Source organism: Jiangella sp. DSM 45060, assembly GCF_900105175.1.
Taxonomy (GTDB): domain Bacteria; phylum Actinomycetota; class Actinomycetes; order Jiangellales; family Jiangellaceae; genus Jiangella.
Genome location: NZ_LT629771.1, coordinates 3,642,426 through 3,662,500, shown reverse-complemented (window position 1 = coordinate 3,662,500; position 20,075 = coordinate 3,642,426). Strand labels below are relative to the sequence as shown.

15 protein-coding genes and 2 rRNA genes (1 of these 17 only partly in view) are annotated in these 20,075 nt (G+C 72.0%); 15 read left to right on the top strand and 2 right to left on the bottom strand.

Annotated features, from left to right (window positions below; translation table 11 throughout):
• From BLU82_RS16450 to BLU82_RS35150, 3 genes are all read left to right on the top strand, one after another.
• A 23S ribosomal RNA gene (locus BLU82_RS16450) occupies nucleotides 1–2,023 on the top strand; it begins 1,098 nt to the left of the window's first position.
• 169 nt (nucleotides 2,024–2,192) lie between these two features.
• A 5S ribosomal RNA gene (rrf, locus tag BLU82_RS16445) occupies nucleotides 2,193–2,310 on the top strand.
• 1,375 nt (nucleotides 2,311–3,685) lie between these two features.
• The gene (locus BLU82_RS35150) at nucleotides 3,686–4,327 is read left to right on the top strand and encodes a hypothetical protein (RefSeq protein WP_197682990.1); all 642 of its coding nucleotides are present in this window, start codon (nucleotides 3,686–3,688) and stop codon (nucleotides 4,325–4,327) included.
• 963 nt (nucleotides 4,328–5,290) lie between these two features.
• On the opposite strand, the gene BLU82_RS16435 is transcribed toward BLU82_RS35150, so the two are convergent.
• Complete coding sequence (locus tag BLU82_RS16435; RefSeq protein ID WP_092622249.1) at nucleotides 5,291–6,520, bottom strand: IS256 family transposase; 1,230 nt, start codon at nucleotides 6,518–6,520, stop codon at nucleotides 5,291–5,293.
• A 355-nt stretch (nucleotides 6,521–6,875) separates the two neighbouring features.
• Here BLU82_RS16435 and BLU82_RS16430 point away from each other — a divergent pair, with 355 nt between their 5' ends.
• Complete coding sequence (locus tag BLU82_RS16430) at nucleotides 6,876–7,349, top strand: single-stranded DNA-binding protein (RefSeq protein ID WP_092622248.1); 474 nt, start codon at nucleotides 6,876–6,878, stop codon at nucleotides 7,347–7,349.
• On the opposite strand, the gene BLU82_RS16425 is transcribed toward BLU82_RS16430, so the two are convergent.
• Entirely contained in the window at nucleotides 7,314–8,549 is a 1,236-nt protein-coding gene (locus BLU82_RS16425; RefSeq protein ID WP_092622247.1) for a DUF1015 family protein, read from the bottom strand. The genes BLU82_RS16430 and BLU82_RS16425 overlap by 36 nt on opposite strands.
• A gap of 66 nt (nucleotides 8,550–8,615) precedes the next feature.
• On the opposite strand from BLU82_RS16425, the gene BLU82_RS16420 reads away from it, so the two are divergent.
• From BLU82_RS16420 to steA, 11 genes are all read left to right on the top strand, one after another.
• Nucleotides 8,616–9,743, top strand: a complete 1,128-nt coding sequence (locus BLU82_RS16420) for an HAD-IIA family hydrolase (protein WP_092622246.1) — start codon at nucleotides 8,616–8,618, stop codon at nucleotides 9,741–9,743.
• 10 nt (nucleotides 9,744–9,753) lie between these two features.
• Nucleotides 9,754–10,389, top strand: coding sequence for a hypothetical protein (locus BLU82_RS34210; RefSeq protein WP_157741050.1), 636 nt, complete (start codon nucleotides 9,754–9,756; stop codon nucleotides 10,387–10,389).
• Nucleotides 10,390–10,396: 7 nt separating this feature from the next.
• Complete coding sequence (locus BLU82_RS16410) at nucleotides 10,397–11,203, top strand: TlyA family RNA methyltransferase (RefSeq protein WP_092622244.1); 807 nt, start codon at nucleotides 10,397–10,399, stop codon at nucleotides 11,201–11,203.
• A complete protein-coding gene (locus BLU82_RS16405) occupies nucleotides 11,200–12,102 on the top strand; it encodes an NAD kinase (RefSeq protein ID WP_092622243.1) in 903 nt (300 codons plus the stop codon). The genes BLU82_RS16410 and BLU82_RS16405 overlap by 4 nt, the downstream gene beginning before the upstream one ends.
• Nucleotides 12,103–12,389: 287 nt before the next feature.
• Entirely contained in the window at nucleotides 12,390–14,132 is a 1,743-nt protein-coding gene (gene recN, locus BLU82_RS16400) for a DNA repair protein RecN (RefSeq protein ID WP_092622242.1), read from the top strand.
• Between the two features lie 42 nt (nucleotides 14,133–14,174).
• Complete coding sequence (locus BLU82_RS16395; RefSeq protein ID WP_157741048.1) at nucleotides 14,175–16,244, top strand: Vps62-related protein; 2,070 nt, start codon at nucleotides 14,175–14,177, stop codon at nucleotides 16,242–16,244.
• A gap of 15 nt (nucleotides 16,245–16,259) precedes the next feature.
• Complete coding sequence (locus BLU82_RS16390; protein WP_092622240.1) at nucleotides 16,260–17,213, top strand: hypothetical protein; 954 nt, start codon at nucleotides 16,260–16,262, stop codon at nucleotides 17,211–17,213.
• Nucleotides 17,210–17,656: an RDD family protein gene (locus tag BLU82_RS16385; RefSeq protein ID WP_092622239.1), complete on the top strand. Its 447-nt coding sequence runs from the start codon at nucleotides 17,210–17,212 to the stop codon at nucleotides 17,654–17,656. Before BLU82_RS16390 ends, BLU82_RS16385 begins: the two co-directional genes overlap by 4 nt.
• Nucleotides 17,653–18,192: a potassium channel family protein gene (locus tag BLU82_RS16380; RefSeq protein ID WP_197682989.1), complete on the top strand. Its 540-nt coding sequence runs from the start codon at nucleotides 17,653–17,655 to the stop codon at nucleotides 18,190–18,192. Before BLU82_RS16385 ends, BLU82_RS16380 begins: the two co-directional genes overlap by 4 nt.
• A gap of 46 nt (nucleotides 18,193–18,238) precedes the next feature.
• Entirely contained in the window at nucleotides 18,239–18,634 is a 396-nt protein-coding gene (locus BLU82_RS16375) for an SHOCT domain-containing protein (RefSeq protein WP_092622237.1), read from the top strand.
• Nucleotides 18,635–18,896: 262 nt separating this feature from the next.
• Complete coding sequence (gene steA / locus BLU82_RS16370; RefSeq protein WP_197682988.1) at nucleotides 18,897–20,075, top strand: putative cytokinetic ring protein SteA; 1,179 nt, start codon at nucleotides 18,897–18,899, stop codon at nucleotides 20,073–20,075.

Sequence of the window (20,075 nt, the reverse complement as noted above, 5' to 3'; positions counted from 1 at the left end):
CCTAAGCGTGTGCTAAGTGGAAAAGGATGTGGAGTTGCGAAGACAACCAGGAGGTTGGCTTAGAAGCAGCCACCCTTGAAAGAGTGCGTAATAGCTCACTGGTCAAGTGATTCTGCGCCGACAATGTAGCGGGGCTCAAGCACACCGCCGAAGCTGTGACAATCACACAATGACCCAGCATCTCTCTTCGGAGGGGTGTTCAGGTGTGTGGTTGGGTAGGGGAGCGTCGTGTGGCGGTTGAAGCGGCGGGGTGACCCAGTCGTGGACGCTACACGAGTGAGAATGCAGGCATGAGTAGCGAAAGACGGGTGAGAAACCCGTCCGCCGAATGACCAAGGGTTCCAGGGCCAGGTTAATCCGCCCTGGGTAAGTCGGGACCTAAGGCGAGGCCGACAGGCGTAGTCGATGGACAACGGGTTGATATTCCCGTACCGGTTGTGGCGCGACCATGCCGAGCCCGGTGATGCTAACCATCCGAACCCGCCTTGATTCCTTCGGGAGTCCTGGTGGGGGAGCGTGGGATCCGAACCGGTAGTAGGCAAGCGATGGGGTGACGCAGGAAGGTAGCCCATCCCGGGCGATGGTTGTCCCGGGGTAACAGTGCAGGGCCGTGGTAGGTAAATCCGCCACAGTAGCGCCCGAGGCTGGATGCCGAGCCGATTGCGGCGAAGTGGGTGATCCTATGCTGTCGAGAAAAGCCTCTAGCGAGTTCCATAGCCGCCCGTACCCCAAACCGACACAGGTGGTCAGGTAGAGAATACCAAGGCGATCGAGTGAACCGTGGTTAAGGAACTCGGCAAAATGCCCCCGTAACTTCGGGAGAAGGGGGGCCGGATACGTGAACGGACTTGCTCCGGGAGCGTTGATGGCCGCAGAGACCAGGGGAAAGCGACTGTTTATTAAAAACACAGGTCCGTGCGAAGTCGCAAGACGATGTATACGGACTGACGCCTGCCCGGTGCTGGAACGTTAAGGGGACGAGTTAGCCCGCAAGGGCGAAGCTCAGAACTTAAGCGCCAGTAAACGGCGGTGGTAACTATAACCATCCTAAGGTAGCGAAATTCCTTGTCGGGTAAGTTCCGACCTGCACGAATGGCGTAACGACTTTCCCACTGTCTCAACCACGGACTCGGCGAAATTGCACTACGAGTAAAGATGCTCGTTACCCGCAGCAGGACGGAAAGACCCCGGGACCTTTACTATAGCTTGGTATTGGTGTTCGGTTCGGCTTGTGTAGGATAGGTGGGAGACTGTGAAGCCGGCACGCCAGTGTCGGTGGAGTCAACGTTGAAATACCACTCTGGTCGTACTGGATATCTAACCTCGGTCCGTGATCCGGATCAGGGACAGTGCCTGGTGGGTAGTTTAACTGGGGCGGTTGCCTCCCAAAAGGTAACGGAGGCGCCCAAAGGTTCCCTCAGCCTGGTTGGCAATCAGGTGTCGAGTGCAAGTGCACAAGGGAGCTTGACTGTGAGACCGACAGGTCGAGCAGGTGCGAAAGCAGGGACTAGTGATCCGGCAGTGGCTTGTGGAAGCGCTGTCGCTCAACGGATAAAAGGTACCCCGGGGATAACAGGCTGATCCTGCCCAAGAGTCCATATCGACGGCATGGTTTGGCACCTCGATGTCGGCTCGTCGCATCCTGGGGCCGTAGCAGGTCCCAAGGGTTGGGCTGTTCGCCCATTAAAGCGGTACGCGAGCTGGGTTTAGAACGTCGTGAGACAGTTCGGTCCCTATCCGCTGCGGGCGCAGGAGACTTGAGAAGGGCTGTCCCTAGTACGAGAGGACCGGGACGGACGAACCTCTGGTGTGCCAGTTGTTCCGCCAGGAGCACCGCTGGTTGGCTACGTTCGGAAGGGATAACCGCTGAAAGCATCTAAGCGGGAAGCCTGCTTCAAGATGAGGTCTCCCACACGGTTGACGTGGTAAGGCCCCCAGCTAGACGACTGGGTTGATAGGCCGGACGTGGAAGCCCAGCAATGGGTGAAGCTGACCGGTACTAATAGGCCGAGGACTTGACCACACACACCCCACCCCCGTTCGCGGGACCGGGGTGACCTGCTGAAGACAAATCGCGTCCACTATACGGTTCTGTTCCAACGAACAGGCACCACCCCCAGGCACACACCACACCCCCACAGGGCGGTTGTGGTGGACGGTGCCGGGATGGCTGGTGACAACTCCATAGACGTGCCGGCGGTCATAGCGGCAGGGGAAACGCCCGGTCCCATTCCGAACCCGGAAGCTAAGCCCTCCAGCGCCGATGGTACTGCCCTCTAGCGGGGGTGGGAGAGTAGGACACCGCCGGACACACACCCAAGTGAAGGCCCACCCCACGACACACCGGGGTGGGCCTTCACCACGTCCACCACCACCCGACCAGCCCAGCCCGCCGCGTAGGCGACGCCGCGGCGCGGTCCGCCGCCCGACTGGCGGGCACCCGGCTCCGGCCCGATACACCAGATCGGTGGCCGGCGGTGGAGAATGTGGGTGACCGCCAGCGGAACGAGAGGAATCATCGATGTCTGGTCCCGACCGCCAAGGCACGCCGGATCCGTCCGACGACGGCCGAGCTGGGCGAAGCGGCGGTGGCCGAGACGACCGATCCGGCGGAGGCGCCCCTCGGCGTGGCTCCGGCGGCCCGGGCAAGCCCGATTCCCGCGGCTCCGGCCGCCGCTCCGGCGACGACTCCCGCGGCGGCAACCGTTCCTCCGGCTCGCGTCCCAACGACAACCCCCGCGGCTCCGGTCGCCCCTCTGACCGCCGTGGTGACGACCCGCGCGGCGGCAACCGGTCATCCGGCGGCGGCCGTTCCTACAACCGCCCCGACGACTCCCGCGGCTCCGGCCGCCCGTCCGGTGGCCGTTCCTACCCCTCTCGCGACGACGACTCTCGTGGCGGCGGCCGTTCCTACAACCGCCCCGACGACTCCCGCGGCTCCGGCCGCCCCTCTGACCGCCGTGGCGACGACCCCCGCGGCGGCAACCGGTCCTCCGGCGGCGGCCGCTCCTACGACCGCCCCGACGACTCCCGCGGCTCCGGCCGCCCGTCCGGCCCCCGTGGCGACGACCCCCGCGGCGGCAACCGGTCCTCCGGCGGCGGCCGCTCCTACAACCGCCCCGACGACTCCCGCGGCTCCGGCCGCCCGTCCGGCCCCCGTGGCGACGACCCCCGCGGCGGCAACCGGTCCTCCGGCGGCGGCCGCTCCTACAACCGCCCCGACGACTCCCGCGGCTCCGGCCGCCCGTCCGGTGGCGGCCGCTCCTACTCCCCGCGCCGCGACGACCGTGGCTCGGGTGGCGGCGGCGAACGCCGAGGCGGTCCTGGCGGTGGCCGCCCATACGGCCAGCGCTCTGGCGACGACTCCCGTGGCAGCGGCCGCTCCTCCGGAGACCGTCCCTACCGTCCCCGCTCCGGTGACGACTCCCGCGGCGGCGAGCGCTCGTACGGCGGCGGCCGCGGTTCCGACTCGGGTGGCGGCCGTTGGGGCGGAGGCCCGTCGAGTGGCCGTTCGGGTGGTGGCGGCCGTGGCAGCGATCGCCCGGGCGGCGAGCGTCGTGGCGGCGGCGACCGTGGTCCGCGCGGAAGCGCCTCTCGCGGCCCGGCCGACGGCGGCGACGGATTCCGCACGGCGCCGGGACCGAGCAGCGCGCCCCGCGTTCCGGACCCGATCGTCGACGAGGACGTGACCGGCCGCGAGCTGGATGAGGAGATCAGGTCCGAACTGAGCGCGCTGTCCGGGCAGATGTCCGCCGCCGTCGCCCGGCACCTGGTGATGGCGCAGCGCCTGCTCGAGGACGACCCCGAGCAGGCGTACGAGCACGCGATGGCCGCGCGGCGGAAGGCCGGCCGCATCGGCGTGGTCCGCGAGGCCGCCGGCGTCGCCGCGTATCTGGCCGGCAAGTACGCCGACGCGCTTGCCGAACTGCGGGCCGCCCGCCGGATGACGGGATCGGCCGAGTACCTGCCGATGATGGCCGACGCCGAACGCGGCCTTGGCCGTCCGCAGCGTGCCCTCGACCTCTCGCACGACCCCGCCGTCACCGGTCTGAACACCGCCGGCCGCGTCGAGATGCTCATCGTCGCCGCCGGCGCCCGCCGCGATCTCGGTGACCACGAGGCCGCCGCCGTGTCGTTGCAGGTCCCCGAGCTGCGTTCGAACGCTCGCGCCGAGTGGGTCGCCCGCCTCCGTTACGCCTACGCCGACGCGCTGCTGGCCGCCGGACGCGACAAGGAGGCCCGCCGCTGGTTCCTCCGCGCCGCCGAAGCCGACGTCGACGAGGAGACCGACGCCGCCGAGCGGGCGGCCGAACTGGGCGAGGACTGACGGCCCGCGCCGCCGCAACGCCAAGCGGGCGGCCGAACTCGACCTGGGATAGCGGCGCACGCTGCCGCCGCGCCGGTGGATGGGTGGACAAGCTGATCACGTGCGACCGGCCATCCGATCGCGTTGCCCTGGAACAGAGCGATGATCGATCACCCGTGCCCGTCGCGCGACGACGACCGTGCGGTCCGCCTTGCCGTGGTCGTGGTGTAGCGGTCTGCGCTCGGGTGGACGGCGGCTGCGCGGACGGCAATCGACGGTCGCATGCCGGGGAACGGCGGCGTCACGATGACGACCGGATGGCCCCGCCTGCCGTCATCGTGGCCGAGCGGTGTGGGTGAGTGGACGTTCGCGCGGACCGGCGATCGATGGCCGCATGCCGGGGAACGGCGGCGGCGTCACGATGACAACCCGGTGTCCGTCCTGCTGTGATCGTGGCCGAGCGGTGTGCGTTGAGTGGACGGTCGCGCGGACGGGCGAGCCAACGGTCGCATCCCGGAGTCGCGCCGCCACGTTGACGACCGAGCGATCCGCTCCGCCCTCATCTGGCCGAGCTGTGCGCGCTCGGAGTAGACGCGGCCGACGATCGCATGGGCTGAACGGCACCGCCGATACCGGGCGACGGCTGCTGGGCCAGCGGGCTAGCGTGCCGTTCGGGGTGGACGGTGCCGCGGTCCGGCGGCCGACGGTCGCATGGGCTGAGCGGCACCGCCGATACCGGGCGACGGCTGATCGGCCAGCGGGCTAGCGTGCCGTTCGGGGTGGACGGTGCCGCGGTCCGGCGGCCGACGGTCGCATGGGCTGAGCGGCACCGTCGATACCGAGCGACGGCTGATCGGCCAGCAGCTGAGCGCGCCGTCCCGGCGAGCGGTCCGCGTCGGTCGTGACGGCGGTCCACCCCGGTCCGGGTGACGTCCCGCTGAGAGGTGGAGTTCTTCGACCACTGTGCGGGGTCAGTGGGTTAGATCATGCCGTCATGAGTTCGGGTTTGGCCACCTCCTTGGTGGTGGGTGTGGTGAGTAGCGCCATGGAGGCTTCGGAGAGGTAGCGGCGTTCGGCGGCGACCTGCCATTCATCGTGGGCCTCCACCAGGACAGCGCCGGCCAGGCGGAGCAGGGCGGCGGGGTTGGGGAACACTCCGACGACGTCGGTGCGGCGTTTGACCTCCTTGTTCAGCCGTTCCAGCGGGTTGGTGGACCAGATCTTCTTCCAGTGACTGATCGGGAACGCGGTGAACGCGAGGAGATCGTTACTGGCGTCGCGCAGCATCTGTTCGACCTTGGGTAGTTGCCGGCCGAGCATGGTGGCGATGACGTCGAACTGCTCGTGCACGTGCTCGGCGTCGGGCTGGGCGAAGATCGTGCGGATCGCTGCGGCCACCATCTCGGCGTTGCCCTTGGGGACCTGGGCGAGCACGTTGCGTAGGAAGTGCACCCGGCAGCGCTGCCAGGCCGCCCCGAGCAGGACCGAGGCGATGGCGTGCTTGAGGCCGGTGTGGGCGTCGGAGATGACCAGCTGGACACCGCCCAGCCCGCGGGCCTTCAACGAGCGCAGGAACGCGGTCCAGAACGCGCCGTCCTCGCTGTCACCGACGTCGAATCCGAGCACCTCGCGGCGCCCGTCGGCGGTGACGCCGGTGGCGATGACCACCGCCTGGGACACCACGCGGCGGTTCACCCGAGCCTTGCAGTAGGTGGCGTCGAGGAACACGTACGGATAGGCCTGATCGGCCAGCGACCGGTCCCGGAAGCTGGAGACCTCGGCGTCGAGGTCGGCGCAGATCCGCGACACCTCCGACTTGGAGATCCCGCTGTCCGCGCCCAGCGCCTTGACCAGGTCGTCGACCTTGCGGGTCGACACCCCGTGCAGGTAGGCCTCCATGATCACGGCGAACAACGCCTGGTCGACTCGGCGGCGCCGCTCCAACAGGGAGGGGAAGAACGACCCGGTGCGCAACTTGGGAATGCGCAACTCCAGATCCCCGGCCGTGGTCGACAGGGTCCGCGGTCGCGAGCCGTTGCGGTGCGCGGTCCGATCCGCGCTGCGTTCCCACGGACCGGCGCCGATCACCGCCGTCGCCTCGGCCTCGATCAACGCCTGATACATCGCCTGCGCCGCGGTGCGAACCCGATCGTCCACGTCAGCGGCCCGCATCGCCTCGAGCACCTCAAGTAGGGCAGCATGGTCCAAGGCCATCGTGCGTTCGTGTCCTCTCGTGAGATCCCTAGTCAGGTCTCACTGACCGTCGCACGATGGCCGCCCTACGCCACCGTCGACACGACGACGCTCAAGCGGGCCGGGAACTCCACCACGCCAAGGGACGTCACCCCGGTCCGAGCCCGGCCACCGTCGCCGTCGCGGCCCCGCAACGACCGCCGGCCCGTTGCCGCAGGTGATTCGGCGCGCGAAGTCCCCCCGAGCCGTCCCTTGTCCACAGCCTCGATCACTTTGCCCGCTCATCCACAATTCGCGATTCCGCAGCTGCGAGCTCCTTCATCCCCGCCCACGATGGGACCAGATCCACTTCCCATTCACCCGAAGGAGCCGCACGATGAGCACGAGTACGAGCCCCGTCGAGCACACCAACGAGGTCCGGCTGATCGGCCGGCTGTCCGTCGAACCCGAGGCTGTCATGCTGCCCAGCGGCGACGAGATCGTGACGACTCGTTTGGTGGTCCAGCGGCCACGTCCACCGGCGGGCCCGCCCGCACCGCGCCGCGTGGACACCGTCACCTGCACCGCGTGGGGGCCGACGCAGCGGCGCAACCTGCGTCTCCTCGGTGAGGGCGACACGGTCGAGATCACGGGGGCGCTTCGCCGCCGGTTCTGGCGGTCGGGCGCCGGACCTGGACAGAGCACGTTCGAGATCGAGGTCGAGACGGCCAACTTCATGGCCCGCGAACCACCGCCGACACCGAGGAAGCGCGCCGCAAGTGCGTCGGCAGCGGCACAGCGGCCGCCGGAGCCCGATCCGCAGACCGAGAGGCGCCTAGTCCTGGTCGGCGGTGAGGTCGCGCATCAGTAGCCCCGTCCACGGCTTCGGCCCGAACGACGTCGACTTGCGTGGCATCCGCTCACCGCGGGCCGCCAGGGCCAGGACGTCCGCCAGCGCGGGCGGTCGCACCAGCACGGCGACCCCTGCACCGCGCCCGGCCGCGCGCAGCGCGTCCCGGCGGTCGTGGTGGTACGTCACGCGTGGATCGGAGTCGTCGACCCCCCACAGATGAGCCAGCAGCACGTCCACCAGCACACCGGCGTCCAGGGCGGCCCAGCCGTCCGGGCGGTCGGCGGGGACGACCTCGACGAGTGTCGTCGGCTGCGGCGAGCGCAGCAGCGCCTGTCGCTGCCCGTCGCCGATGACGAACGCGGTGCCTCGCTCGGCTTCGAGTGCGGCAGCGGGGTCGTCGTCGGCAGCGAGCGCGACGACGTCGAAGGCTTTCGCCGCGGTGGTCGCCGCCTCGTCGAGGGTGAGCCCCGAGACACTGCGGTGGATGCCGCGCAGCTCCAGCGGATGCCGTGCGGCGTCGACGAGCAGGGCGAGGCCGTGATCGGTGGCGGCAGGGACGGGGTCGGCGGCGTGTACGGCGCGATAGGCGGCGAACCGATGGTGCCCGTCGGCGATCAACGCGGTCCGGCCGGCCAGGTCGGCGGCGACGGCGGCCAGCGCGTCGGGCTGGTCGACGCGCCAGAGCCGGTGCGACTCGCCGGCGACAGTGAACTCCAGGTGCGGCTCCGTGCCGGCCGCGTGGTCGACGACCTCGCTGGCCGCGCCGCCGCCGTCATACGTCAGCAGGATCGGCTCGAGCTGCATCCGGGTCGCGCTCATCAGCGCGGCGCGGTCGGCCACCGGGCCGGGAAAGGTGTTCTCATGTGGAAGAACGGGTCCGTCCAGACCGACGCCGCCCACCAGGCCGATCGCCGAACCCCCGGTGGTCACGTGCTGGTAGACGTACAGCGCCGGAGACGGGTCGCGGCGCAGCACGCCGGCTTCGCGCCACTCGCGCAGCGTGTGCGCGGCCCGGGCGTACCGGTCGCCGTCGCCCGGCAGCGGCCGGGGGAGCGTCAGGTGAACGATGTTGTGCGGGTCGTGCGCCTCGAACTCGGCGAGCGCGCGGTCACCGATCACGTCGTACGGCGGACATACCACCGCGGCCAGGTCGGCGCCGGGTGCGTACGTGGTCGCGCGGAACGGCGTCAGCCGCAGCGGCGGCCCGGCGGTGGTCATCTAGCGGATGGTACGCGGGCCGCACCCGCTGCCCGGCCACGACCACCGGGGGAACCTGCTGGGAGGATGGGTGCCGTGCATCCCCTGACCCAGACCTACGACGTCGCCCTCCTCGACCTCGACGGCGTCGTCTACGTCGGCGACCACCCGGTGCCGCACGCGCCCGACGCGTTGCAGGTGGCTCGCGCGGCCGGCATGCGGCTGGCCTTCGTCACCAACAACGCCTCGCGGCCGCCGGAACGGGTCGCCGCGCATCTCAGTGAGATCGGCGTCGAAGCACGGCCCGACGAGGTCGTCACGTCCGCTCAGGCGGCCGCGCGGCTGCTGGCCGAGCAGCTGCCTAGCGGCTCGAAGGTGCTGGTGGTCGGCGGCGAAGGGCTCGAGGTGGCGCTGCGCGAACAGTGCCTGATCCCGGTGTCGAGCGCCGACGACGGCCCGGTCGCGGTCGTGCAGGGATTCTCACCACAGGTCGGCTGGCCGATGCTGGCGGAGGGCACGTACGCGGTCTCCTCCGGATTGCCGTGGGTCGCCACGAACACCGATCCGGTGGTTCCCACCGCCCGCGGACGGGCGCCGGGCAACGGCACGCTGGTCGACGCGATTCGAACGGCCACCGGGCGCGAGCCGGTAGTCGCCGGTAAGCCGGAGCCACCGATGCACCGCGAGGCCATGCTGCGCTCGCGGGCGGAGCGGCCGCTGGTGGTCGGCGACCGTCTCGACACCGACATCGAGGGGGCCAACGCGTCCGGCGCGGACAGCCTGCTGGTACTCACCGGCGTGACCGATCCGATCGACCTCGTGCTCGCACCGCCCCGGCTGCGTCCGACCTACGTGGGGTTCGACTTACGGGCGCTGCGATGGCCGGCGGAGGCGTTGTCGGTTCGCGCGGGCGAGTCGAAGGTGGGCGACTGGCACGCGGTCGTCGACAGTGGGACCCTGCGGATCGCCCGGGTCACGGCGGACGAGGTCGGCCCGCGCGGCGATGGAGCCGGCGGCGGGGGCGTCGACGGCGGGGGCGTCGACGGCGACGGTACAGGTGAAGGCGGGCTCGACGCGCTGCGAGCGGCGTGCGGCGCCGCCTGGGCCGCGGCCGATGCCGCCGAGGCCGGCAACGGGACGGTCGCCGGCCCGGCGTCGGTCCGGGCCGCGCTCGATGCCGCCCGAATCACCCGTGCTCCCACGCGGCCGTACTAGCGTTGTCGTCATGCAGGAACTGACGGACGACGGCGGCAGCGGAGACGCCCAGGTCGACGAGGCGGTGCGGACGCTCGAGGCGCTGGAGGGTCTGCCGGTGCACGAGCACGCCCCGGTGGTCGAGTGGGTCCATCAGGTGCTGCAGGACCGGCTGTCCGGCGAGCCCGACGCGGTGGCCGACGACGACTTCGGCGATGACGGCCACGGCGCGGCGGACTCGCCCAGTGACGCCGCAGAGCCTGGCGCACGGCCGGCAGCCGGTGCGGTGCGGACGACTGACGGATCGCCGACGCCTGGTGCGGGGGCGGTGGCCGGTGGTTCGGCGAGGCCTGGTGCGGGGTCGGTGGCCGGTGGTTCGGCGAGGCCTGGTGCGGGGTCGGTGGCCGGTGGTTCGGCGACGCCTGGTGCGGGGTCGGTGGCCGGTGGTTCGGCGCGGCCCGGCGCGGGGGCGGCGGCCGGTGGATCACCGTCGCCTGGCGTCGCGCCGGTGGCCGGTGGATCGCCGCGGCCCGGCGCGGGACCGACGCCCGGCGCGGGACCGACGCCTGGCGGGTGGCTGGTGTCTGGCGGGACGTCGAAGCCTGGTGCCGCGTCGGCGCCGGGCGAGGACACGGGCAGCGCCGGCTCCGGCGACGGCGAAGGCTGATCGCGCGGTGCCACCTCGACGACGTCTCGATGCGGAACTGGTGCGCCGTGGCCTGGCCCGTTCGCGCGAACACGCGGCGACGCTGGTGGGCGATGGCCGGGTGATGGTCGGTGGGCGGGTGGCGACGAAGCCGGCGACGGCGGTCGATCCGGCCGACGCGGTGCTGGTGACCGAGCCGGCCGAGGGCGACGAGTACGTCTCGCGCGGCGGTCACAAGCTGGCCGGCGCCCTGGATGTGTTCGAGCCGGCCGGGTTCACGGTCGCCGGGCGGCGGTGTCTCGACGCCGGCGCGTCGACCGGCGGCTTCACCGACGTGCTGTTGCGGCGCGGCGCGGCGTCGGTGGTGGCGGTCGACGTCGGGTATGGGCAGCTGGCGTGGTCGATCCGCTCCGACGACCGGGTCGAGGTGCACGACCGCACGAACGTCCGTGAGCTGACGCCGGAGATCGTGGGCGAGCCGGTCGACGTCGTGGTGGGCGACCTGTCGTTCATCTCGTTGCGACTGGTGCTGGGCCCGCTGGTGACGGTGAGCCGGCCCGGCGCCGACTTCGCGCTGATGGTGAAGCCGCAGTTCGAGGTCGGCAAGGAACGGGTCGGCAAGGGCGGCGTCGTGCGCGATCCCGCGTTGCGGGCCGAGGCCGTGGTCGACGTCGCGCGGGCGGCCGGCGAGCTGGGCCTGGGTGTCAACGGCGTCACCGCGAGCCCGCTGCCCGGCCCTTCCGGCAACGTCGAGTACTTCCTCTGGCTGCGCTCCGGCGCGCCCGAGGTCCGCCCCGAAGACGTCCAGCGCGCTGTAGAGGAAGGGCCGCCATGACCCGCACGGTGCTGCTCGTCACCCACACCGGGCGCGAGGAGGCCAGGCAGATCGCCGCGAAGGTGATCGGCAAGCTCGGCGCGGCCGGCATCGACGTCCGCGTCATGGCCGACGAGCGTCACGACATCGACATCCCCGAGTCCGACGGGGTCGCGGCGGTCGTCGCCGAGGGCGATCCGAACGCGGCCGACGGCTGCGAACTGGTCGTCGTCATCGGCGGCGACGGGACGATCCTGCGCGGCGCCGAGGTCGCCCGGCCCACCGGCACGCCGATCCTGGGCGTCAACCTCGGCCACGTCGGCTTCCTCGCCGAGTCCGAGGTCGACGATCTCGGATTCACCGTCGACCACATCGTGAAGCGCGACTACGTCGTCGAGGAACGCATGACCATCGACGTCGCCGTGCGGAACGACGGCACGCGGACCGCCGTCGGCTGGGCGCTCAACGAGGTCAGTGTCGAGAAGGCCAGCCGCGAGCGCATGCTCGACCTCGTCGCCGAGATCGACGGGCGGGCGCTGTCGCGGTGGGGCTGCGACGGCGTCGTCATGGCGACACCGACGGGATCGACGGCGTACGCGTTCAGCGCCGGCGGGCCGGTGGTGTGGCCGGAGGTCGAGGCGCTGTTGATGGTCCCGATCAGCGCGCACGCCCTGTTCGCCCGGCCGCTCGTGGTCGCGCCGACGTCGGTCATGGCGGTCACGGTGCAGCATCGGACCCGCGGCGCGGTGCTCTGGTGCGACGGCCGCCGAGCGGTCGAGCTGCCGCCCGGCGCACGGGTGGAGGTTTCGCGCGGGACGCAACCGGTTCGGCTCGCGCGGCTGCACACTGCCCCGTTCACCGACCGGCTGGTCGCGAAGTTCGCGCTTCCGGTCGAGGGTTGGCGCGGCGCGCGCTCATGACCGGGACGTGCGGTTCGACGGCGGCCGATGCGGGCAGGCTCGACGGCGGCTCGACGAGGCCTGGGTGGCGGCCAGGCCGCGCGGCGCGCGGGGTGGCTCGCGGGGCCGGGCGTTGCGCGTGGGGCCGGGTGGCGCGTGGGGCCGGGTGGCTCGCGGGGCCGGGCGGCTCGCGGCGGCGCGAGGCTCGGATGTCGTGGGTTCGAGCGTCCGGCGACCGGGAACAACCACGCATCCACCGACAAGTCGCAACCGCGTCCCGCGGCCCTGCGACGGTAGGCTGAGGTCCCGTGCTTGAGGAAATCCGTATCCGTGGACTCGGCGTCATCGACGACGCTCAGCTGGAGCTGGGGTCCGGGCTCACCGTCGTGACGGGGGAGACGGGCGCCGGCAAGACCATGGTGCTGACCGGCCTCAACCTGCTCATGGGCGGCCGTGCCGACGGCGGCGCCGTCCGCACCGGAACCAGCCGCGCGCTGGTCGAGGGCCGCGTCACGATCGACGCCGGAGGGGTGGTGGCCGAGCGGGCGGCCGAGGCCGGCGCCGAGCTCGAGCCCGCCGAACCTGCCGGCACGGGCAAGAAGAAGACCGCACGCGTCGAACTGCTGCTCAGCCGCACCGTCATGGCCGAGGGCCGGTCCCGCGCCCACGTCGGCGGGCACAGCGCGCCGGTCAGCCTGCTCGGCGAGCTCGCCGACGGGCTGGTCGCGGTGCACGGGCAGAGCGACCAGCAGCGGCTGCTCCGGACGTCGCGGCAGCTCGCCGCGCTCGACCGGTACGCCGGCGCCGCGGTCGCCGAGCCGCTGGCCGAGTATGCGACGAGGTACGCGCGGCTGCGCGCCGTCGAGGCCGAGCTTGACGAGGTCACGTCGAAGGCCCGCGAGCGCGCCCAGGAGGCCGACCTGCTGCGGCTCGGCCTCGGCGAGGTCGAGGGCGTCGACCCGCAGCCCGGCGAGGACGAGGCCCTGCGCGGCGAGGAGGGCCGGCTCGCGCACGCCGACGCGCTGCGCACCGCCGCCGTCACCGCGCACCAGAACCTGTCCGGCGACGAGACCGTGCCCGACGCGCCGGACGTGCTCGCCCTGATGGCGCAGGCCCGCCAGGCGCTCGACCCCGAACGCGACCACGACCCCGAGCTGGCCGCCCTGGCCGACCGGCTCGCCGAGGTCGCGTACCTGGTCGGCGACGTCGCCGCCGACCTCGCGTCCTACGGCGCCGGCATCGACACCGACCCCGAGCGGCTCGCCGAGGTCCAGTCCCGCCGCGCCGCGCTCACCGCGCTGACCAGGAAATACGGCGAGACCATCGACGAGGTCCTGGCGTGGGCCGAGCAGGGGTCGCGGCGGCTGCTCGAGCTCGACGGCGACGACGATCGGGTCGCGGCGCTCGGACAGGAGCGCGAGTCGCTGACCGCCGAGCTGGGCGACCTCGCCACGACCATCACCAAGGCGCGCACCGAGGCCGCCGCCCGGTTCGCCGACGACGTCAGCGTCGAGCTCACCGCGCTCGCCATGCCGCACGCCCGCATCGTCGTCGAGGTCCGGCCGCGCGACGGCTTCGGCCCGAACGGCGTCGACGACGTCGAGATCCTGTTCACCGCGCACAACGGCGGCCAGCCGCGGCCGCTCGACAAGGGCGCGTCCGGCGGCGAGCTGTCCCGGCTCATGCTGGCCATCGAGGTGGTGTTCGCCGGCGCCGACCCGGTCCCGACGTTCGTGTTCGACGAGGTCGACGCCGGGGTGGGCGGGAAGGCGGCGGTCGAGGTCGGCAGGCGGCTGGCCATGCTGGCGAAGCACGCGCAGGTCCTGGTGGTGACGCACCTGCCGCAGGTCGCGGCGTTCGCCGACCACCACCTCAAGGTCGTGAAGTCCGACGACGGCCGCGTCACCAGCAGCGGCGTCGAAACCCTCGACGACACCGGCCGGGTGAGCGAGCTGTCACGCATGCTCGCCGGCCTCGAGGGATCGGCGTCGGCGCGGGCGCACGCCGAGGAACTGCTCGAGAGCGCGGCCAGCTCCAAACGGGCCCGCTGAACCTCCCGCCCACGGTCCCGGCGCGGGGCTAGGGTGATCGCCATGGTGCCGGCGCTGCTCGCCCTGGTCGCGGTTGCGGCGACGACGATGCCCGCGGTCCTGGCTCCGGCCGACGCCGCGGCGGCCGCGACGACGACGGCTGGGGCGCCCGCCGGTGTCACTCTGGACGCTGTCCCCGTCGCGGCGGCGACGACGGCCGGGGCGGCCGCTGCCGTCACCGTCGACGCCGTTCCCGTCGCGAGCGCGCCGCCGCCGTCCGCCGTCCGGACGCTGGAGCCGGAGGAGGACGAGCTGGTCGAGCGGTACGCGCCGGTCGTGCGCGTCAGGGAGCAGCTGGAGCCGTGCGGCAACGGTGAGCCGTACCTGCCGGTCGACGTCGACGTGCTGATGGACAACGACGGTGTGGCGCTGCGCGGCCCGTGGACGACGAACGACCTGGTCGGCATCGCGCCGAGCGCCGACGACATCGGCGCCGGCCTGCTCGACTACCACCTCGACTTCCCCGGCGACGCGCTCGACCCGGGGTGCGGCTACGAGCAGTGGGCCCGGACCGTCAGCAGTGGCACCGTCCCGACCGTCTACGGCCGGGTCGTCGAGGACGCCGCGCGGCCCGACCAGCTCGCCGTCCAGTACTGGTTCTTCTACATCTTCAACGACTTCAACAACCTCCACGAGGGCGACTGGGAGATGATCCAGCTCGTCTTCGACGCCCCCGACGCCGCGGCCGCGCTGGAGGTCGACCCGACGAGCATCGGCTACAGCCAGCACTCCGGCGCCGAGCGGGCCGACTGGGGCGACAAGAAGATGGAGATCGTCGACGGCACGCACCCGGTCGTCTACCCGGCGGAGGGCTCGCACGCGAACTTCTTCAGCCCGGCGCTGTACCTCGGCGCCAGCTCCGCGACCGGAGTGGGCTGCGACGACGCCACCGGGCCGCACACCCAGCTGCGCACCCGGACCGACGTCGTGCCCACCGCCGGCTCCCAGGACGGCTACCCGTGGCTGGGGTTCCGCGGCCGCTGGGGCGAACGTCAGGAAGCGTTCTACAACGGCCCGACCGGCCCGAACATGAAGACCCAGTGGACGGCGCCGATCCGCTGGTCGGAGGACAGCTGGCGCGACTCCAGCGCGACCGTCCCCCTCGGCGCGTCGCTCGCGCCGACGGCCACCGACGCGTTCTGCGGCGTCGTCGAGGGCGGCTCGAACCTGCTGCGGCAGCTGATCCGCAACCCGCCGGCCGTGCTGCTCGGTCTCGCGGTCATCGTCGGGGTGCTCGCCGCCATCGCCAGCCGCACCCGCTGGGGTCCCGGCGACCCGTACCCCGTCAGACAGCGGCGCAGCTGGGGCCGGATCATCGTCGCCGCGCGGCGCATGTACGGGCGGCACCCGCTGCTGTTCATCGGGATCGGGCTGGTGTACCTGCCGGTCATGCTGCTGGCGGCGGGGCTGCAGTGGCTGCTGGTCGAGGCCGGCGAACTGACGTCGCTGGTCGACACCGACGGCGACCAGAACGCGGCGACGGTGTTCGTCGTCGTGCTGATGGGCGGGGCGATCTCGCTGCTCGCGTACTTCTGCGTCGTCGCGGCGACGGCGCAGGCGCTGCGCGACCTCGACGACGGGCAGCCGGTGACGGTGCTGTCGGCGTACCGGGCGGTGCGGGCCAAGCTGCGGCCGCTGGCGCTGGTGGCGGCGCGGCTGGTGCTCGTGGTGTGGGCGCTGCTGCTGTTCGTCTTCACGGCGCCGCTCGCGCTGATCTACGCGGTGCGCAACGGGTTCGCCGTCCAGGCCGTCATGATGGAGGACCGCCCGGCCGGCGCGGCGTTCCACCGCAGCCGCGACGTCGTGCGCGGTCAGTGGTGGCGGGCGACGGCGGTGGCGGCGCTGGTGGTGGGGCTGGGCGCGATCACGGGGCCGTTCGTGGGGGTCGTGCTGCTGCTGGTGTCCGACGGCTCGTTCAACGTGATCAATCTGATCACCGCGCTGGTCTACGTCGTCACCATCCCGTTCGTCGCGCTCGTGCTCGGCTACCTGTACGTCGATCTGAGCCTGCGGGCCGGATCACCTGACGCGGGTGAGGACCGGCCGGAGGTGTCCGCGGGAGCCTTGCCGTGAGGGTGAGGTGGCGCGATGGGCGCGAACGGGACGGAGCGGCCCGCGGCGGTCCGGGCGGCCGGACGGTTCGGGCGCGTGCTTGTGGGCGGGGCCGGGCTGACGGTCCGCGGCTTGACGAGCCTGGTCGCGCCGCCGCGCGAGCCGGGGCCGGCCAGCGCGAACGGGCGGACGGAGAACGGGCGGACGGCGGACGGCCGGCCCGCGCCGCCGCCTCCGCCTGAACGGCGCGCGACCCGGGCGGAGACCGGCGCGACGGTGATCGCGGCGGCCGGACGGCTGGGGGAGGCGGCGCTCGGGATGGCCGCGTTGACAAGCCGCCGGACGCTCGACGTCGCCGCGGGGGTGGCGATGCCGATCGAGGCAGCGGCGTCGGTGCTGGTCAGGGCCGGTGCGGTCGTTGCCGGGCGGACGGGCGTGGCGCGGCGGGTGGACCGGCTGGCCCGCATCGGCCGCGAGGAGCAGCGCCGGAACGAGCGTGAGGCGGCGCTGCTGTTCCGGTCGGCGTGGCGGCGCTCGGTGGTGGGCGCTGTCGCCGTGACCGACGTCGGCGCCGTGCTGGACGAGGTCGACGTGGACGGGATCGTGCGGCGCGTGGACCTCGACGGCGTGGTCCGCCGCGTGGACCTGAACGCCGCCGTCAGCCGGGTGGACGTCGACGCCGTGGTGGAGCGGGTCGACCTGGACGCCGTCATCGTGCGGCTGCGGGTGCCTGAGCTGGTCGAGCAGGTGCTGGACGACATCGACCTCGGCCGGATCGTGCGCGAGTCCAGCGCCGGGATGGCCGCCGAGACGGTCGACGCGGTGCGGGTGCGCAGCGCCGGCGCGGACCGGGTGCTCAACGGCTTCGTCGACCGGGTCGTCCTGCGCCGGCCACCCCGTGACGGCGTCCGGGTGGCGGCCGCGCCGGAGCGCAACAGTGCGGTGGACGAGGAGCCCGCGGGCGACGGGACGGGGCGAGCGCCGCCGTGAGCGGGGCGGGCCTGGTGTCGCGGACCGCGGCGGCGGTGGTCGACGTCGCCGTGGTGGCCGCTGCGACGGCGCTGGTGGGTGTGGTGCTGAGCGGCATCCGGTACACGGTGCAGGGACCGCCGTTCGCGCTGCCGTCGCTGCCGGGGTGGGCGTACGGCGCGGGGCATTCGGTGCTGGTAGTGGCCTACCTGGCCACGGGCTGGGCGCTGATCGGGCGGACGCCCGGCCAGCAGGTGCTCGGCCTGCGCGTCGTGACGCTGGCGGGCCGGTCGCCCGGGACGTGGCCGCTGGGCGTCGGCCGGGCGCTGGTGCGCGCCGTCGTCACGGTCGTGTTCCCGATCGGGGTGCTGTGGACGCTGGTCAGCCGCGACACCCGCGCCGTCGGGGACGTGGTGGCGGGGACGGCGGTGGTGTACGACCCGCCGAGGGAGGCGGCACGGTGAGGAACGTCCTGCGCAGTGCGGGCATGCTGGCCTGCACGATCCTGGTCTACTACACGCTGCCGCTGCGTGCGCCGGACGAGCTGGGCGAGGTCGTCGGCGCGGTGGCGTTCGCCGCCGGGGTGGCCGGCCTGATCTGGCTGACGTTGCACGAGGTCCGCCGATTCGCCGCTCACCTCGGGCAGACGCGGGCGCGGGTGTCCGGCCTGCTGGCGGTGCTCTACGTGGTGGTGGTGTTCTTCGCGCTGGCGTACTACCTGATGGAACGCAACGACCCGGGCCAGTTCGCCGGCCTGAGCACCCGCACCGACGCCCTCTACTTCAGCATCGTCACGCTGGGCACCGTCGGCTACGGCGACGTGCACGCCGTGGGCCAGGAGGCGCGGATCGCGGCGATGGTGCAGATCGTGTTCGACCTGGTCGTGATCGGCGCGCTGTTCGCCGTCGCGTCGTCGCAGATCGCGCACCGGCTGAGCGTCGCGCGGGCGGAGAGCGAGCGCGGCGAGGGCGAGCCGCCCGGGATCACCCGCGAGGGGTGAGGAGCACGCGGCCGCCGCGGGCCAGGCTGTCGGTCGGAGGTGGACCATGGACGATTACCCGCTCCTGAACCTGTTCCTGACGATGCTCTGGTTCTTCCTGTTCATCGCCTGGATCTGGCTGCTGGTGACACTGCTCACCGACGTGTTCCGCAGCAAGGACCTCGGCGGCTGGACGAAGGCGCTCTGGACGGTCTTCATCCTGGTGCTGCCGCTGTTCGGTGCGCTCATCTACCTGATCGCGCGTGGTTCCGGCATGGCCGAGCGGATGGCCGCCGACTACCAGCGCCGTGACGAAGCGTTCCGCGAGTACGTGCGCGACGCGGCGAGCGACGGCGCCGGCGCGAGTACGGCCGACGAGCTGACGAAGCTGGCGCGGCTGCGCGACGAGGGGGTGCTCAGCCCGGAGGAGTTCCAGTCGCAGAAGGCCAAGTTGCTGGTCTGACGGGGGAGCGCGGCGATGCCGCTGACGGCGTACCCGGCCGGGCGGGCGTTCCCGGGCGTGTCCGGCGACGGCGTCGTCGATCATGCGGCGCAGATCCGCATCGCGCCGGCTCGCCGGTGACCGCCGGGCCGGCCGGAACCCGTCCCGGACCCGGCCCGGAGATCGTCCGTCGCGGTCCCGGTGAACCTGCGGGAATCGGCCAACACACACCGGACCGATGCGGTGTTACGGGCCCGGACATGGCAGGATTCGCTTGGTGAGGATGCCTGCACTACGCCGCCGCAAGCCCGATGACCTGCCCGGGGTCAGCGGCGTCGTGCGCCTCGATCACCGCACCAAGAACCTCACGAAACGGCTCAAAGCGGGCGAGATCGCCGTCATCGATCACCTCGATCTCGACCGCGTCTCCGCCGAGGCGCTCGTCGCCTGCCAGGCCGGCGCCGTCGTCAACGTCCGCCCGTCGGTCAGCGGCCGCTACCCCAACCTCGGCCCCGACATCATCGTCCGGGCCGGCATCCCGCTGGTCGACGACGTCGGCCCCGACCTCTTCAGCGCCATCAAAGAGGGCGAGCGGGTCCGCGTCGACGGCACCACGCTCTACCGCGAGGGCACCGGCGAGGCCGTCGGCGCCGGCATCCGGCACGACGAAGAGAGCCTCGCCAAGCTGATGAGCGCGGCCCGCGAGGGTCTCTCCGCGCAGCTCGAGGCGTTCGCCGCCAACACCATGGAGTACCTCAAGCGCGAGCGCGAGCTGCTCCTCGACGGCGTCGGCGTGCCCGAGATCCGCACCGACCTCGATGGCCGGCACGTCCTCATCGTCGTGCGCGGGTACGACTACAAGGAAGACCTCGTCACGCTGCGGCCGTACATCCGCGAGTACGACCCGGTCCTCATCGGCGTCGACGGCGGGGCCGACGCGCTGCTGGAGGTCGGGCAGAAGCCCGACATCATCGTCGGCGACATGGACTCCGTGTCCGACGACGCGCTGTCCAGCGGCGCCGAGCTGATCGTGCACGCCTACCGCGACGGCCGCGCGCCGGGGCTGGGACGGCTCGAGCGCATGGGGCTGTCCGGCGTCCCGTTCGCGGCCACCGGCACCAGCGAGGACATCGCCATGCTGCTGGCCGACGACAAGGGCGCCAGCCTCATCGTGGCCGTCGGCACCCACGCCACCCTGGTCGAGTTCCTCGACAAGGGCCGCTCCGGCATGGCCAGCACCTTCCTCACCAGGCTGCGGGTGGGCAGCAAGCTGGTCGACGCCAAGGGCGTGAGCCGGCTCTACCACAGCAGCGTCCCGGCGTGGATGCTGGCCGTGCTCGTCGTCGCCGGCATCACCGCGGTCGTCGCCGCCATGTACTCCACCCCGACGGGCCAGGCCTATCTCGACATCGTCGGCTCGTGGTGGGACCGCTTCTATTTCTGGGTCAAGGGACTCTTCTGA

Coding starts and splice junctions, on each gene's coding strand:
- BLU82_RS16375 (WP_092622237.1), top strand. CDS start 18,239: ATGGACGATTACCCGCTCCTGAACCTGTTCCTGACGATGCTCTGGTTC.
- BLU82_RS16430 (WP_092622248.1), top strand. CDS start 6,876: ATGAGCACGAGTACGAGCCCCGTCGAGCACACCAACGAGGTCCGGCTG.
- BLU82_RS34210 (WP_157741050.1), top strand. CDS start 9,754: ATGCAGGAACTGACGGACGACGGCGGCAGCGGAGACGCCCAGGTCGAC.
- BLU82_RS16425 (WP_092622247.1), bottom strand. CDS start 8,549: ATGACCACCGCCGGGCCGCCGCTGCGGCTGACGCCGTTCCGCGCGACC.
- BLU82_RS16420 (WP_092622246.1), top strand. CDS start 8,616: ATGGGTGCCGTGCATCCCCTGACCCAGACCTACGACGTCGCCCTCCTC.
- BLU82_RS16405 (WP_092622243.1), top strand. CDS start 11,200: ATGACCCGCACGGTGCTGCTCGTCACCCACACCGGGCGCGAGGAGGCC.
- BLU82_RS16435 (WP_092622249.1), bottom strand. CDS start 6,520: ATGGCCTTGGACCATGCTGCCCTACTTGAGGTGCTCGAGGCGATGCGG.
- steA (WP_197682988.1), top strand. CDS start 18,897: ATGCCTGCACTACGCCGCCGCAAGCCCGATGACCTGCCCGGGGTCAGC.
- BLU82_RS16395 (WP_157741048.1), top strand. CDS start 14,175: ATGGTGCCGGCGCTGCTCGCCCTGGTCGCGGTTGCGGCGACGACGATG.
- BLU82_RS16390 (WP_092622240.1), top strand. CDS start 16,260: ATGGGCGCGAACGGGACGGAGCGGCCCGCGGCGGTCCGGGCGGCCGGA.